This window comes from Sphingomonas sp. 4RDLI-65 (assembly GCF_049472435.1).
In the GTDB taxonomy this organism is placed as follows: Bacteria; Pseudomonadota; Alphaproteobacteria; order Sphingomonadales; family Sphingomonadaceae; genus Sphingomonas.
Map to the genome: position 1 here is coordinate 178,608 of NZ_JBCEBT010000003.1, position 16,420 is coordinate 195,027.

The 16,420-nt window shown below is 66.1% G+C and carries 9 protein-coding genes; 1 reads left to right on the forward strand and 8 read right to left on the reverse strand.

What is annotated here, in order from left to right:
- Nucleotides 1-50 precede the first annotated feature (50 nt).
- From VH567_RS09225 to VH567_RS09250, 6 genes are all read right to left on the reverse strand, one after another.
- On the reverse strand, nt 51-2,402 hold the full coding sequence (locus tag VH567_RS09225; RefSeq protein WP_423325335.1) for a glycoside hydrolase family 95 protein: 2,352 nt from the start codon (nt 2,400-2,402) through the stop codon (nt 51-53).
- Nucleotides 2,403-2,445: 43 nt separating this feature from the next.
- Nucleotides 2,446-2,967, reverse strand: coding sequence for a hypothetical protein (locus VH567_RS09230; protein ID WP_423325337.1), 522 nt, complete (start codon nt 2,965-2,967; stop codon nt 2,446-2,448).
- The gene (locus VH567_RS09235; RefSeq protein ID WP_423325339.1) at nt 2,955-4,646 is read right to left on the reverse strand and encodes a glycoside hydrolase family 43 protein; all 1,692 of its coding nucleotides are present in this window, start codon (nt 4,644-4,646) and stop codon (nt 2,955-2,957) included. Before VH567_RS09235 ends, VH567_RS09230 begins: the two co-directional genes overlap by 13 nt.
- On the reverse strand, nt 4,643-7,258 hold the full coding sequence (locus tag VH567_RS09240) for a glycosyl hydrolase 115 family protein (protein WP_423325341.1): 2,616 nt from the start codon (nt 7,256-7,258) through the stop codon (nt 4,643-4,645). The genes VH567_RS09235 and VH567_RS09240 overlap by 4 nt, the downstream gene beginning before the upstream one ends.
- Complete coding sequence (gene uxuA / locus VH567_RS09245) at nt 7,255-8,442, reverse strand: mannonate dehydratase (RefSeq protein WP_423325343.1); 1,188 nt, start codon at nt 8,440-8,442, stop codon at nt 7,255-7,257. Before uxuA ends, VH567_RS09240 begins: the two co-directional genes overlap by 4 nt.
- Before the next feature lie 166 nt (nt 8,443-8,608).
- Nucleotides 8,609-11,632 carry a TonB-dependent receptor gene (locus tag VH567_RS09250; RefSeq protein ID WP_423325345.1) on the reverse strand — a complete coding sequence of 1,008 codons (3,024 nt, stop codon included), beginning with the start codon at nt 11,630-11,632 and terminating at the stop codon, nt 8,609-8,611.
- Between the two features lie 353 nt (nt 11,633-11,985).
- Here VH567_RS09250 and VH567_RS09255 point away from each other — a divergent pair, with 353 nt between their 5' ends.
- Nucleotides 11,986-12,708 (forward strand): FadR/GntR family transcriptional regulator, encoded by a 723-nt coding sequence (locus VH567_RS09255; RefSeq protein WP_423325347.1) that lies wholly within the window; start codon nt 11,986-11,988, stop codon nt 12,706-12,708.
- 83 nt (nt 12,709-12,791) lie between these two features.
- On the opposite strand, the gene VH567_RS09260 is transcribed toward VH567_RS09255, so the two are convergent.
- Both VH567_RS09260 and VH567_RS09265 read right to left on the reverse strand, forming a co-directional pair.
- Nucleotides 12,792-14,126 (reverse strand): SGNH/GDSL hydrolase family protein, encoded by a 1,335-nt coding sequence (locus VH567_RS09260; protein ID WP_423325349.1) that lies wholly within the window; start codon nt 14,124-14,126, stop codon nt 12,792-12,794.
- 36 nt (nt 14,127-14,162) lie between these two features.
- Nucleotides 14,163-16,271, reverse strand: coding sequence for an alpha-glucuronidase family glycosyl hydrolase (locus VH567_RS09265; protein ID WP_423325351.1), 2,109 nt, complete (start codon nt 16,269-16,271; stop codon nt 14,163-14,165).
- Nucleotides 16,272-16,420: the final 149 nt, after the last annotated feature.

The window sequence follows — 16,420 nt, forward strand, 5'->3', positions numbered from 1 at the left end:
GGGGATACATTATGGCAGGACCGCGCTGCGACTGGTGTCTCGGGCGCTCATCATCCCGACGATCCCCCGGCGAAATCGGACGGCGTCAAATTCAATGAACGGCCAGCCGACAGCGTTACCCTGCGAGCGACTCCATTCGATAGGATCGTGCGGGCGCCGTCTCGATCCGGGCGCAGCACGGCGCGATCCAGCCGCCCGGCACTCCACCACATATCCAATCCGCATGCGCCGCGAAGGCGAAGCCCGGTCACGCTGCCGGTCGGGTAGTCGCGCGGCAATGCCGGGAGCAGGTGCACGGTGTCGGCGTAACTGTGCACCAGCATCTCGAGGATCGCCGCGGCACCGCCGAAATTGCCATCGATCTGGAATGGCGGATGGGCGTCGAACATGTTCGGATAGGTGCGTTCGGGCGCAAGCAGCAGCTTCAAAATCTTGTGCGCACGCTCGCCATCGCGCAGCCGGGCCCACAGGTTGATCCGCCATGCGATCGCCCAACCGGTGGCCATGTCGCCGCGGATCTCCAGCGTGCGCTTTGCCGCCTCGGCGAGCGCAGGCGTGCGCTCGACGCTGATCTGGTTGGACGGATAGACGCCGTACAGATGGCTGACATGGCGATGATGCTGCTCGGGGGCGCCACCGTCCCAGTCGTCCTGCCATTCCTGAAGCTGCCCTTGCGCTCCGATCCTGTAGGGTGCCAGCCGGTCGCGGGCCGCCTGCATTTCGATGATCAGCGCTTGATCGACATGCAACACGCCGGCGGCGGCGATCGTCTGGTCGAACAGGTCGCGCAGGATGCCCATGTCCATCGTCGGCCCAGCCGCCAGCGATCCGCCGTGGCCATGTGGGTTTTCGGGGCTGAGCGAGGGATTGGTGACGAGAAAGCCGGTATTGGGATCGCGCTGCAGCGTGTCGAGGAAGAACCGCGCCGCGCCCGCCATCAACGGATACACCGAACGCAGGAACTCCAGGTCGCGCGTGTAGTCGTAATGCTCCCACAAATGCGTGCACAGCCACGCCCCGCCGGAGGGCCACAAGCCATATTGTGCGCCGTCGATAGGCGCGGTCGCGCGCCACAGATCGACATTGTGATGCGCGACCCAGCCGCGCGCGCCGTACATCTCCCGCGCGGTCCGCTCGCCGGTTTCGGCGATCTCGCGCACCAGTTGCACCAGCGGGGCGATGCATTCGGCAAGGTTTGCGGGATGGGCGGGCCAGTAGTTCATCTGGGTATTGATGTTGATCGTGTACTTGCTGCCCCAGGGCGGCTTGAGGCTGTCGTTCCACAAGCCCTGCAGCGTCGCGGCCTGACCGCCCGGCTGCGAGCAGGAGATCAGCAGGTAGCGCGCATATTGCAGGTACAGCGCGGCGAGCGCGGGATCGTCGGTCGATTGCGACGCGGCAATGCGCCGGTCGGTCGGTTCGGATGCCGCGGCGGACCGGCCGAGATCGATCGTCATCCGGCGGAAAAGCGTGCGGTGCCGCGCCGTCGCGTCGGCGGCGATACGCGCAAACCCGCGCCGGGTCGCGCGGGCGATGGCATCGGCGGTCAGCAGTTCCGGCTTGCCCGACACATCGTCGAAGCGACGATAGCTGGTCGCCATCGCGACGAGCACCGTGACCGCATCGGCACCGCGCACCTCGATCGCGGCGTCGTCGCGAACCGTCACGCGCCCGCCGTCTGCCTGCACCGACACCCGCGCGGCAAACGTCAGTCCTCCCGCGATCCCGTCGGCGGCGCCGTTGGTCCCGGTCATGAGCAGCTGTGCCGTCCCGATCGCGCGCGTAATGGCGCCGAGCTGGGGCGAGGAAAGCCGGATATCGACGTCCAGCCCGCCGCGGGGCGCCGTCAGGCGGACGGCGATGACGCGGTCGCCGGGCGAGGCGATCACGTGTCGCTCATGTTGCCCCCCTTGGGCCGTGAACTGCGTCGTCGCGATCGCGGAATCGAGGTCGAGTTGGCGATGATAGCCGGTCGTCTCGCCCAGCCCCGGAAAATCGAGCAGCAGGTCGCCGAGCGCCTGATACGGCATCTGGCGCAATGGCCGGGCCATCAGCTTGGCGTTCGCAAGCCGCTCGGCTTCGGCAAATTTGCCCGCGAAGATCAACGCGCGCACCTGCGGCAGTGCCGCCTTCGCGTCGGGATTGACCGGGTCGTAGGGCTGGCCTGCCCACAACGTCCCCTCGTTCAGCTGCAGGCGTTCGTGCCCGATTCCGCCGAACACCATCGCGCCGAGCACGCCGTTCCCGATCGGCAGCGCCTCGGTCCATGTGTCGGCGGGCTGGCGATACCACAGCGTCGTCGCCGATGGTGCCGGCGTCGCCCCGCGGGTAGTGCCAGCAAGCGTCGTCGCAAGCGCGCCCGCTGCCGTGGCCTTGAGCGTCTGACGGCGGTTCAATGCCATTCGACGGTGCTCCTTGGGATCGGCGGAAGGCGGACCATCGCCGTTACCGTGCCGGTCCGGCGGTGACCGTGAGCGGTCCGAAGGCGACGGTGCGGGCCTCGTCGTTCAGCTGCACGGATACGCGCGTCACGCCCGCTGCCTGGCTCGATCCGGCGGGGAACTGCACGCGAAAGGGCGTCCAGTCGGTTCCGACCGCGAAGCCTCCGCTGCCGATCTCGCTATAGGGCGCCTCGATCAGGGAGACCGCGACCTTCAGCGTCGTGGGCTTGCTGGTACGTGCTGTTCCCGACACCGTGATCGTCTCACCCTGCTGGTACGCGCTGGTCAGCCGGTAGGACACGTTGGCGGAGTATTTCGAGTTCTTGCCGGTCGAGGTCATCTCGATCGCCTTGCCGCCCGGGACCGCGGCGTCCTTGATAGTCTTGCTGGCCTGCTCGCTGCCGCCCGGCGTCCAGAACTTGCCGGCGTCCAGAAGCGCGSGGKCGCCAGACTGGGCGACCGCGACGGTGCCGGCCAGGCCTGTGGTGGCAACAGCGGCGGCGGCGGCAAGGATCATCCTGAACATGCGCTCTCTCCCTTTGGCCCGAGCGAGGTCGCCCGAGGATTGAAAACATACGGCCCGACCACCGTGCCGACGAACCCGCCCGCTCGCTCTGTCGTCAGCAATGCCGCATCCAGATCCGCCTTGAGCGTCACGGTGCGACCCTCGCCGACGCGGTAATCGAACGACCATGTGCCGGCGTTCGCGCGGATCGCCAGCGTCACCGACCCGGAAGGATCGACCGGAGCGGACGCGACCAGCGTGTCGATGTCGGTCTTGTCGCGGGTGTACAGCGCCACCATCGGTTTTCCGGCAATGCGGCTCAACCCGAAGAACAGGCTGCTCTGGTCGCTCTGCACCGCCGCCAGCCCGGCGCGCGCACCGTCCTCGGTCGGGACATAGCGGAGCGTCGTCGTGAAGGACGCGATGTGGTGCTGCTGGCGTCGCCCGACGAATGCCGGCACGCCCTTCAGGTCGCCGATCGCCGCGCCGCCGTCCAGTTCGAGCCCGCCGTTCGCCAGGCGGTAAACCGGCGTCTTCGGGGTGCGGATGCCGATCCACTGCTTGGGCAGGACGCAGCCGTCGAACGCATCGGTATAGCCGAAATCCCCGCTCGTCGGCGGCACGGACGGTCGTGCCGTCGGTAATCGAGGACGCTGAACGGCGAACGGGATTGCCTTGCCGTGCTCCAGAATACTCGGCCAGCCGTTTCGCCATGTAACCGGCAGCAGGAACGTCTCGCGCCCGATCGTGTAGCGATCGCCGGCATAGGGCCTGACCGCGAGGAAGGGCGCCCACCATTCGCCGTTCTGCGTCTCTATCAGGTCCGCATGTCCCGCCGCGCTGATCGGGTTTGCGCGATCACGCGGCAAATCGCGCTGCGTTAGGATGGGATTGCCGGGATTGGGCACGAACGGCCCGCGCAGGCCGTTCGACCGGAACACGACCTGCGAATGGTTCACGCCGGTTCCGCCCTCCGCCGCCGTGAGATAATAGAATGCACCGCGTTTGAAGATGTGCGGCCCCTCGATCCACACCGGCTTTTTCGCGATATCGGTCCCGCCATTGATCAGTTGCGTGCTCTCGCCCAGCATCCTGCCGGCACGCCAGTCATATTCCTGCAGCCAGATCGCGCGGTGTCCCTCGTAGCGGGCCGGCTCGTCGGGCGCGCGGTTGTTGACGATATAGGCGCGGTCTCCCTCCCAGTAGATCGACGGATCGATGCCCTCGACCGTGGGTAGCCAGATCGGGTCCGACCAGGGCCCCTGCGGGGTCTTGGCGGTGATGACGAAATTGCCTTTGCATCCGACACAGGTGGTGACGATGTAGAAAAGGCCGGCGTGGTAGGAGATGTCGGGTGCGAACACCCCCTGCGAGATCGCGCGTCCGGTCAGGTCGAGTTGTCCGGGGCGATCGATCGCGTTGCCGATCTGCGTCCAGTTCACGAGGTCGATCGAATGCCATATCGGGATGCCCGGAAAATAGGCGAAGGACGAATTGACGAGGTAATAGTCGCCGCCGACACGGGTGATCGAAGGGTCGGGATAATAGCCGGACAGGATGGGATTGCGGTATTCGCCGGCTTTCACGCTCACCTGCTCGGGCGAGCGGCCCCGATAGGTGAACCGTTCGAAGCGCGCGGTCTGCGCGGTCGCGGGAAAAGCCGCGGCGATGGCGAGCACCAGCGTGAAGGCACGTATCATCGTTGTGCTCCCTGTTGCGCCGCGACGGGGCCAAGGTAGCTCCGTGGCAGATCGCCGGTGTAGAGCACCAGCTTCTGGACCGGCATGTTGTCGTCGATCCGCCACAGCTTCACCGTGTGGCGGCCGGCGGGCAGGCCCGGGAACTTCGCTTCCAGTGCAACGGCGTTGTCGCGCACGGCCTGGCTCCAGGCCTTGCCATCGACCTTCAGGTCCATGGTCAGTATCTGGACCGGCCGCGCGTCGATCGACACGCCGATCTTCATGCCGTTGCCGCCGCGCGTGTCGAGCGTCGGAATCATGTAGAGCCGCAGCGTCGCGTCGCCCGCTTCGGCAAGGGTCATGTCGTAGTCGACGCGGACATCGTCGGTTGGCGTCGTCGCCGGCCGTCCCTGTGGCAACGCGACGATCGCGCCCTCCGTCCGACCCAGCCGGGGGATCGCGGACCATTGCAGTCCCCTGGCGACGGTCGCACGCGTGAAGCGTGGCGCTTCTGCGACCGCGATCCGCGGCCCTTCGGTTGGCGGCGTGCTGTGCAGAGCAATCGGCGGGGCGGTCCCGGCAGGCCCGGCGACCCGCTTCACCGCGGGCATCATGTCCGCTTTGGGATCGTTCCACGCGGTATAGCCGATATGGGTCTGCAGCATCATGCCGTCCCATTTGCCGCCGCTCACGGCGTGGTATGCCGCCGACAGCGCCTTGTCGTGCGCGAACGCGGCCTCGGCCCGGGTCGCGAAGACGTTGGCGTGCGGATCGTTGGCGGCCGCCAGCCTGCGGTTCCACGCCACCGCGTAGTAAAGCTGGTAGAAATTCGTCGCGGCCGCAATCGGATGCTCGACCAGCTGCAGGAAAGCGGCGCGCTGATCCGGAGCGATCCTCGCACGCACCGCGGTCATGCGCTGTAGCAGGGCCGTCCATGCGTCGACCATTGCGCCGAATTCGCCGCCGTCGAGCGTGGTGGCGGTCATCGCGCCCAATGCGAAGACGTCGGCATCGACCAACTCGGGCTTGCGGCGTGCAGCGAGGCGCGAATAGTCGCTAACCAGGTCGCCGATCGCAGGGGCGTCAGCGGTGCCGAACGTTTTCGATGCCCAGTCCCGCGGAAATGCCGTCAGCGCAGCTGGTGTCATGGCCTCCGGATTCCACGCCATCTTCAGGAAGAAGTCGATCGGGAATTCCATCGGCTTGATGTCGCCGACATTGACCACCCACAGCTGCCTCGCGCCGCGTCGGTACGACAGGTCCATCTGCTGCCAGGTCTTCTCGATCTGGTTGGTATTGAGCCACTTGTAGCTGCGCGGGCCACCGACATAGTCGAAATGATAATAGGCGCCGTAGCCGCCGGGGCGGTCGAGATCGCCGGTCGGCAGGCGCCGCATCGCGCCCCAATTGTCGTCGGCGAACAGGAGCGTCACGTCGTCGGGCACCTTCATGCCCTTGCTGTGATAATCCTGCACTTCCTTGTAGAGCGTCCAGACCTGCGGGGTCATGTTCGCAGGTCGCCCGGTCACGTCGGCGATGATCCGGCGCTGGTCGTCGACGATCCCCTCCAGCAGTTTGGTGGCGGTACCCTCGCTCATCGGCTCGTCGCCGTCACCGCGCATGCCGACCGTGACGAGCTGTTCCATGGGCTGGCCGCGGTGGCCCGCCTTCATCATCCGCTCGATCCCGCCGCGCCAGAACTCACGCAGAGTGTTCGCGTTGCTCGTATAGTCCCACTTGCCCCCGGCTCGACCGCCCTGGCCGTCGCCGCCTTGCCCATCGCGGTGCCATTCGGATTGGGCGCGCGTCATCGGTTCATGGTGCGACGTGCCCAGGATGATGCCTTTCGCATCGGCGAGCGGCATGGAGGCGGGATCGTCCGCGCCGATCGCCTTGCCCCACATCGCCGGCCACAGATAATTGCCCTTGAGCCGGAGGATCAGGTCGAACACGTGGGTGTACATCCTGGCGTTGATCCCGCCGAACTTGCGCCGCGCCCAGGTGCCGAAAGCGGGCTCCTCATCGTTGATGAAGATGCCGCGATACTTGACGCGGGGGGCGTCGGCGCGCTGGCCGGCTGTCAGCCACAGGTTCGCCTGGCGACGGACCGGCACGTCCGCCCACCAGCTCCAGGGCGACATGCCGATCTTTTCCGAAAGGTCATAGGTGCCGAACACCGCGCCGCGTCGGTCGGAACCGACGATCACCAGCGCGCGCGACACGCCGGGGAAGGGCTTGTCGACGACGATCTGGCGAAACGCCTCCCACCGGCCGGCGACATCGTCCGTGGGAATGCGGCCGGCCTTGACCAGCGAATCGATCAGCTGGCTCTGACCGAACACTCCGACAATTACCGCCTCGCCGCGCGAGGGAAGCGTTGTGATCGCCGGTCCGGGAGCTGTTCCACCGACGCGGGCGAGATCGCCTGCAAAGGCCGTGGCAGCGTCCCGCACGGCGGGGTCGGCGTTCGGTTCGACAACTACGGCCACGGCGTGCCCGTCTGCGATCAGCCGCAAGGCGCTCGACGTCGGCTTGCCACACACGCTGACCGGGCGCTCGCATGCCGCGGCGGGCGCGGCGCCCATGACCAGCATGGCCCCGATACCAAGCAAGGCGGGCGTGGTGCTGGTCATGCTGGCTCGCTCGCCCGCATCGCGGCTCTCGACCGGGCGATGCCCATTTCGAGCCCGCGCAACTCGGCCAGGCCGCGCAGGCGACCGATCGCCGTATAGCCGGCATTGCTGCCCGTCTTGCGCAGGTCGTCGAGCATCTGGTGGCCGTGATCGGGCCGCATCGGGATACGCCGCCCCTCCTTCACCGACAGCGCGTGGACCGCGGCCACCACCGCATACATGTCCGCCGATCCGTGCAGATGATCGGACTCGTGGAACGCGCCCGGTGCATCGCTCGCGACATTGCGCAGGTGGAGAAATCCGATCCGGTCGCCCAGCCGCTCGACCATGCCTGGCAGGTCGTTGTCGGGGCGCACGCCAAGCGACCCGGTGCACAGGCAAAGGCCGTTGGAGACGTTGGGCACTCGCGCGAACACGGCGGCGATCTGCTCTTCGGTACTCACCACGCGCGGCAGGCCGAACAGCGGGAAGGGCGGGTCGTCGGGGTGGACGACCAGCCGAATGCCGAGTTCGTCGGCAACCGGGCACACCGCCTGCAGGAACGCGACCTGGTTGTCGGCCAGCATGCCCGTATCGATATCGGCATAGGCGTCGAGGGCGCGGGCGAAATCGTCGGTGGTGAAGCTCTCCTCGCTACCCGGCAGACCGGCGATGATGGTGCGCTCCAGCAGGTGCACGGCAGCGTCGTCCATCGTCGCGAACCGGCGGGCGGCGCGCTCCAGTGTCGCGGCGTCATAACTGCGCTCCGCCCCCGCTCGCCTCAGCACATGCACGTCGTAGGCGGCGACGGCGTCGAGTTCGAAGCGCAGCGCCCGTGCCCCGTCGGGCAATTCCCAGGCAAGGTCGGTACGCGTCCAGTCGAGCACCGGCATGAAGTTATAGGTGACGACGGTGATCCCGCACGCCGCCAGATTGCGCAGGCTCTGGCAGTATAGTTCGATATACCGTTCATGGCCGGCACCACGGGTCTTGATCGCCTCGTGCACGGGCAGGCTCTCGACCACGGTCCAGTGCATCCCTGCGCGCTCGATATGCTCGCGACGCGCCTGGATCGCATCGAGGCTCCACACTGCGCCCACCGGCACGTCGTGCAACGCGGTCACCACACCGCTGCACCCTGCCTGGCGGATATCGGCCAGCCCGACCGGGTCGGATGGGCCGAACCATCGCATCGTCTGGATCATGAGCCCCTCGGAAGCGTCAGAGGCTGGTTGAATGCACGACACACTATTCTCGCAAGTTAAGGGGGAGGCACCGTGCCCGAACGGGACCGCGTCCGTGCTTGTTTCATGGGGCGGCCAGAAAAAAAGCGGGACGGCCTACCAGCATGGCCGTCCCGGGAGAGGAGCGTCAGAAGTTGGCGCGCAGGCCGACCACGTAATTACGCCCCGCATATTGCGCATTGTACGGACGCGCTTCCTGCTTGGCGTTCCGGCTCAGCGACACCTGCTGCAACACGTTCTGCGCCTGCAGCGTCAGCACCGCCTTCGGGTACCACGGCACCGGAATGGTGAGCTGACCGTCGAGATAGTTGGTCGCGACGGTGTACCGGTCGCCGGGCACGTTGTCGCACGGGCAAACCGTGTTGATGTTCTCGTCACGGTGCACGAACGACAGCCGGAACTGGAACGCCTTCGTCTCGTAATAGGCGGTCGCGTTGTAGGTCCATGGCGCCAGTCCGGCCAGCAGGGCGTTGGGACTGAGCCCCGTCGGGACGTTGCCCTGCAACGACTGCTTGATGTGGGTGACGTTGACGTTGAAGCCGGTGCCGCGGAGCAGGAAGTCGGTAGGCTGAGACCATGCCGCCTCCTGACCTGCGAGTTTGATCACGAGGTCGGTATTCTCGCGCTGCTCGACATTGATGACGTAATTATAGGGGTCGCCACCAACGCCAACGGCGTTCTGGATGTTGTTGCGCTGGACGTCGGTCAGCCGTGTGAAATCGAGACCGGTCTGACGCAGCGATTGCTGGGTCCGCAGGATATAGGGATAGTTGAAGAGATTCTTCCACCAGGCGTTGAAGGTGATCACGCTGCGCGAGCGGGGATACCATTCGATGCCGATATCGAAATTGTCGGCGTAGAACGGCTGCAGCTTCGGGTTGCCACGAGTGTAGGTCGATCCGTCCGTGGAGACCGAAAGGCCTGGCAACAGATCGGAAGGACTGACCCCGGTCACGGTCCGTGCTGCCGCGCCGCGCAGAAGCAGGTTCCGGGTCACGAAATAGGCCAGGTTCACGCTGGGCAGGAAATTGTCGTATTTGTTGCTGAAGCTCTGAATGCTGACGCCGGTTCCACCCAGCAGGATGGCGTCGTTGACGCGGCCGTTGGCGCTCTGGAACGTGCTGGCATAGCGGACGCCGACGTTGAACCGCAGCTCACGATCAAAGATGTCCTGCCGCCCCTCCGCCATCACGTAACCGGCGGTGGTATCCTCCTTGAGATCGCGGCGCGCATAGGAGTTGAGGTAATTGGCGGCGGTGTTGCCGGGATTGATGCCTTCCTGGAAATAGTCGACGTTCACGCGCGACCCGATCTTGTCGAAGTCGGGCGCCAGCCAGCCGCCGTTGAAGCCGGCGTTGAACGGTGCGCCCTTGAAGAGCGGAACCGACGGCAGCGGGCTCAGGATGCTCGCGATATCGCTGTTCGGGATGGCCTCGAGCAGCGACTTTTCCGAGTTGATGAAGGTCGAGCCGCAAACCCCGCGCAGGAAGCAGTTCGCCGTCAGCCCGCCGCCGTAAGACTCGATGCGGCGATCGAATATGTTCTTCATGAAGCCGGTCGACAGCTGGAACGTGTCGGCGTTTCCGCCAACCAGGTCGAACCGGTAAGCCTGTTGCTCCAGCCGCTGCCGCGAGACGCTCACGCTCGCCCCGTTCCAATAGTAATTGCTGAAGTTCGAGAAATCGACGTTGCTCTCGATCGATGGGGTGAGATCGCCCGCTGTGTAAGTGTAGATGCCGTATTGGCCGGTCGTGACCGGGACGAGGTCGACGCCGGTGATGTTGACCTGGGGCCGACCCGCAGGACTGAACCCGCCGGGTACAGCGACCCCTCCGGCCGTGCCATTGGGGACCCGGCCCGGCGCGGACTGCAGAGTATATTCCGTCGCTTCGTTCAGCAGCCGTCCGCTGTTGCGCATGCCGGATGCCGAGAACCGGAAGTCGGGCGCGATGTCCCATTCGACGCCGCCGGACCGATAGAACAGCTTCGACGGCGTGTTGCCCTGCTGGGCCTGATTGAGGAAATAGGTGTTGGCGAAGGTGCCAGACGTAATCACGTGGTCCTCGTTCTGCACGAAATCGACGGGGACGATGTTGTTGTAGCTGCGCGTCACCATCATCAGCTGGTTCTGACGGAAGCGGTTCTTGACGTCGCTGAAGAGCACGTCGGTATGGAACCGGAGCTCGGGGAACGGGCGGTATTCCAGATTGAACGAGCCACCGAGCCGGCTGCGGTTGCCGATCGTCTGCTCGGCCCGCATGAGGCGCGGGATCAGCAGGTAGCTGAGATCCTGGCAGCTGAGCCCGGACGTTCCGCCGGGCGTATTGTTGAGGCACGGAACCAGCCGTGATCCGGCGGTGCCCGCGTTCAGGCTTCCGGGAATATTGGCAGGCACGTTGGTCGGCACGCCCGCGCCGCCCCCATAGCCGCCCGTCAGGATGTTGCGCGTGTTGCAGCCCGAGATGGTCGCCGTCGCGACCGCCGGGCAAAACGTGTTGACGTTGAGCGTGGTCCACCCGATCGTATCGAAGCTTTCGCTCCGATAGTCGCGCTTGGCGTATGCGACCGAGCCGAGCACGCCGAACTCGCCGATGCCGGTCTGCCAGCGGTCGCTGACGATCAGCGCGCCGCGCGGCGTCGTGGTGCCGTTCGCGTCCTGATACTGGCCCTGCGCCTGGAGGCTGACATTGAAGCCCTTGCGGTCGAATGCGCGCAGCGGTTGCAGGTCGACGACCCCGGCGGTGCCGCCCTCTACCGTGCTGGCAGTCGGCGACTTGCTGAGTGTCAGCCGACGAAAGATTTCGTTCGGCAGTACGTCCAGCCCGGAGCCGCGCCCCTCGTTGCCCGAATAGGCCGAGGTGGTCGTGTTGAAGCCGTTGATCGTCGTGACGGTAAAGCCGGCGCTGAGGCCGCGGACGTTGATCGTCGTGCCTTCACCCCCGCGGTCGCGATCGATCTGGACGCCGGGGAGGCGTTGCAGCGACTCCGCGAGGTTGAGATCCGGAAACTTGCCGACGTCCTCCGCGTAGATCGAGTCGATGAAGTTCGTGGCGTTCTTCTTGGCGTTGGCGGAATCCTCCAGCGACTGGCGATAGCCCGTGACGATGATGTCCTGGCTGGATCCTGCCGCGTCGACCGGGGACGTGGGCAACCCACTGCTCTCCGCGGAACCGCTATTGTCCTGATTGGCAGGAGCGGGAACCGGGGCCGGCACGGGCGCCGCCTGTGCTCCCGCGCGCACGCCCGTCGCTGGCTTTGCCGTCTGTCCGCCTGCCTGTGCCGCGCTTGGCGATGCATTGAGGGCGATTGCCATCGATGCCGTGCCCAACCACAACGACGCGTTGAATTTCTTAATGCCCCTCAAGCGAATCATAGCCCTCTCCCTGTCGCTGTTTACCAGCCTGTCTGACAGGTGATGTCACCCTGTTTGACCAGAAGCAAGGAAATGTTGGTAGCGATATCATCGAGGGGCATTGCGAGAAGTGCGCGTCTTTGGAGCTTATGATGAAACGACTATACGAGACCGTGTTTACAGACCTCGCCCAGCGCATCTTCACGGGCGAGTTTCCGGTCGGCTCCCGCTTGCCAGCCGAGCGCATCCTGTCGGAACGGTACGGCGTATCGCGTCCCACCATTCGCGAAGCCATGATCGCGCTGGAGGTCGACGGCCTCGTCAATGTCCGCATGGGCCTGGGCGTCTTCGTCATCGCCGAAGCGCCGAAAGGCGGGAGTGCCGCGCCGGTGGACATGGGGCCCTTCGAACTGCTCGAAGCGCGGCGCGCCATCGAAGGCGAGGCATGCGCGATTGCGGCATCGCGGATCACCGATACCGAACTGGCTCTGCTGGACGAGCTATTGACCGTGATGCAGTCGAGCGATGGCGCGGTCAGCGAAGAGGCCGACGAACGCTTTCACCTCACGATCGCCCGGGCGTCCGAGAACAGCGGGATCAGTGCGGCAATCGATATGCTGTTCAACGCGCGGCATCGTTCCCCGCAATATCGGCTCATGAGCGATAAGGCGCATCAGGCGGGTGTCTATCCGCGTGTCGAGGAGCACCGGGCGATACTTGTCGCGCTTGGCGATCGTAACGGCCCGGCCGCGAGGGCGGCCATGCGAAAGCATCTGAACCGCGTCCTGGAAAGCTTCATGGAGACCACGAAGGTCCTGGAGATGGACAAGATCGACAAGACGCTCAAGGCGCACAAAATCCGATTTGTCGAGTGATCGCGCCATGGCGTCCCCACGCTTCCTGACCCGTCGCGGATAGGCGGCGAAAGTCGTCGGGCAGCAGGATGATTGCGGTAACTTTAATGGTGGCCGGAGCGTGCTCGCACACTCGAAATAGCGGGCGCCGACGCTCCGATCGCGAACCCGGCCGCGGCGCCAAACAGCGCCAGTGGCACCGCCTCGCCCATGACGCGATACCCCGTTTCCGAAGGGTGAAGATGGTCGCCTGAGTCGAACGCGGGCAACAGCCGGTCGAGGTGACTGGGATCGCGCATCACCTGATCGAAATCGATCACGGCGTCGAATATGCCGGATGTGCGGATGAACGTGTTGATCGCCTGCCGGTCGGCCTCGTTGGCGGCGTCGGGGTGGTAATAGGTGTTGCCCCCGAACGGCATGATCGTGCCGCCGATGACCGTGATCCCATGCGCATGGCCTCGCGCGACCAGCTGCATGAAGCCGGCCTTGAGCTGGGCGACCAGCGCGGCGTGCTGTGCAGGCGTGGCAGGCGCATCGCGGGTCAGCACGCCGAGATCGTTCACGCCCTCCAGCACGATCGCCCAGCGCACGCCGCTGCGCGCGACGACGTCGCGGTCGAAGCGCGCGAGCAGATTGGGACCGAGACCGTCGAGCAGCACGCGATTGCCGCCGATCCCCGCATTGACGACGCCGATCGCCTGCGTTGCAGGTCGCGCCCGCAGTCTTTGCGCCAGCACGTCGGGCCAGCGGGTGTTGCGTTCGGGCTTCACGCCATAGCCGTCGGTGATCGAATCGCCGATCGCGGCGATCGTCGCTGCGATCGGTGCCCCCGTGACCTCGACATCCGCGAGCGCATACCAGTGTATCGTCGGCGTCGCGCCCGCCAGCGTTGCGTCCGCGACCGCGTTGCCGGCCAGCGTGAAGCTCGTCGCGCGGGAGCCGGGATGCCCGGTCTGCGGGCTGGCGGCGTCCGGGAGATACAGGCTGACGGCGAGATCGGCCCCGGCGGCGACACGGAGCGCGATCGGGTCGCTGTAGATTTCCGCACCGGCCGGGATCACCGCGTCGTTCTGCCCCGAAAAGGTCAGCCGGGCGCCGCCCTCGATCCGCGGCGTGCCGGGAGCTACCGACCGGGCGAGGTGCGCCCCGCCGATCGCCAGCGGGCGCGTGCCGAACGCGTTGGAGAGCCGGATACGTACGCGCTCACCGCCGGCCGACACGCGTACGACCTGCCGCAGCGTGATCGCGCCAGCCCGATCGGCAGGGAGCGCGTTGTCGCCCTCGACGATCATCTGCGACGATCCCCAGGTCGCGATCCACCGCGTATCGCGCGCCGGCGCCGTGTCCCGCGCGCCTGCCGGCACAGTGTCCCGCGCGCCTGCGCCCGTCACGATCAGGGCGCTCAACATCAGCGCCAACGGCCACCGTCTCATCATCGCGTCCTCGTCCTTTTATCTAGTGTCAGTGCGCTGTTATTGCGGGTTGCCGGGCGCGTACGGAAAACGCTGCGCCTTGTACCATGCCAGGTCATGCGCTGGTGCCGCGACGCCCGCCGGCAGCGGCAGGTCGTTGACCGACATCCAATATGCTAGGCTCGCGTCGCGCCACCACCGCGCTTCGTGCTCCTGCACCGCCAGATACGTCGCGGTCTTCGCCCAGCGCTCGGTATCGACCTGCGTTTTGAGCCCATCCCATCGGCGGCGCATGTCCGCCACATAGCCGACGCCAGAGTCGTAATCATGGACCATCTCCGCCCACAGGGTCCGCCCCGAGGCCATCCGCCGATCCCAGGCGACATGGTGGAACCACAGCAACTCGCGCTCCGGCGTCGTTGCCGGATCGGCGAGCTTGCGGGCTAGCGCAGGGGCGTATTGCGCGACCGCGTTGCTGCCCGTCTTGGTCCGGTCGAAGCCGATCCCGGCCTTGTCGGCGCGGTGGTAATAGACCGGGTTCCATTCGGGACGCTTGAGGTCCGCGATCCACGGGCCTGGGCCGTAGTGGTGGCCCGTCGCCATGACGTGCGCCAACCCGAGCGGCGTCATGTAATCGACCACCGCCTCGCGCGATCCCATCATGATCGCGACCACCGGATCGACGACCCTGGGGGAGGGGGCAAAGGTCATCGCGGCCCATTCGCGCGCGACCGGTGCGGCGCCAAGCGTGGGGTCCCACGCCATCCGCCCGAACGCATACCAGTTCGCCTGGTTGAAGGTGGAGCCTGCCCAGTCGCGGTCGCGACCGATATTGGCGACGCCCGCCATGCCGGTCTGCGCGTGCCCCTCGACCGATCCGTCGACGACCTTGGCGACGGTCTCGCCGGGCGTCCGCATCGTCTCGCTCGCCAGCGTTTCGGCGAACATCGGCCCGAGATAGGCGAGGTGAGTCGCGAAGCCGAGATACTCCTTGGTGATCTGGAATTCGATCATCAGCGGCGTCTTGGGCATCGCCCCGAAAAGCGGGTGGAACGGCTCGCGCGGCTGGAAGTCGATCGCGCCGTTCTTGACCTGGACGATGACGTTGGGCGCGAACTTACCGTCGAGCGGCTTGAACTCGGTATAAGCCTGTTTCGCGCGATCCTCCGGGTCGGTCTCGGCATAGACGAACGCGCGCCACATCACGATTCCGCCATGCGGCGCGACCGCGGCGGCGAGCATGTTGGCGCCGTCCGCATGGCTGCGGTGATAGTCGCGCGGGCCCGGCTGGCCTTCGCTGTTCGCCTTGACCAGGAAGCCGCCGAAATCGGGGATCGCACGGTAAATCTCGTCGGTCTTCGCCTTCCACCACGCCGCGACCTGCGGGTCGAGCGGGTCGGCGGTCTTCAGCCCGCCGAGTTCGATCGGGGCGGAGAAGCGCGCGGCAAGGTACACCTTGATCCCGTACGGCCGGAACACGTCGGCGAGCGCCGCGGCCTTGGCGATGTGCGGCGCGGTCAGGCTTTCGGCCTTCGCGTTGACGTTGTTAAGGACGGTGCCGTTGATCCCGATCGACGCGTTCGCGCGCGCGTAATCGGTGTAGCGCGGATCGCGGAGATCGGGGAGCGTCCACCAGTCCCACAGCGACGCGCCGGCATAGCCGCGCTCGACCACGCCATCCAGATTGTCCCAATGGTCGAGCACGCGCAGCTTCACGCGGGGGCTCGAGGTGAGGTCGATCCGGTCGAGGCTGCCACCGGTCTGGAGATGCCGCAGCAGCGCGAAGCTGCCGTAGAGCACGCCGATGTCGGTATTGCCGGTGACCAGCGTCACCTTGCGGTTGCCGAGCGAGACCCGGCGGACGAGATACCCCTCGGCTCCCAGCGGCGCGAGCGGCAGATGCAGCATCGCTACGTCGCGATTCTGTGCCGTGGCGAGCATGATGGCCGGCGCGCGCGCATCGGCGACGGGCGCATTGCCGGACAGGCCCGCAAGGCCACGGCGTATCTCGTTGGCGCTGGCCGTCAGGGCCGGCGATGCGCCACGGACCTCTATCGTCCGGGCGCCGCCGACCCGCGCCGCAGCGTCTGCTGCCGGCAAGGTGCGATAGCGTAACCAAAGATCATATCCGTCCTCGGCATGCGCCGGGGCGGTCATGGACGTGGTCATGCCTAGTATTGTCGCGACCATCGTCGCGATCTTACCGATCCCTCGGCCGAATGCCGTCATAATCCTCTCCCGCCGTTCCGCGCTACATTGACAGCGTCGCGGATGATCAGCCATGTTATCGCTATCACGACGACGGCTTCGACAGCAAT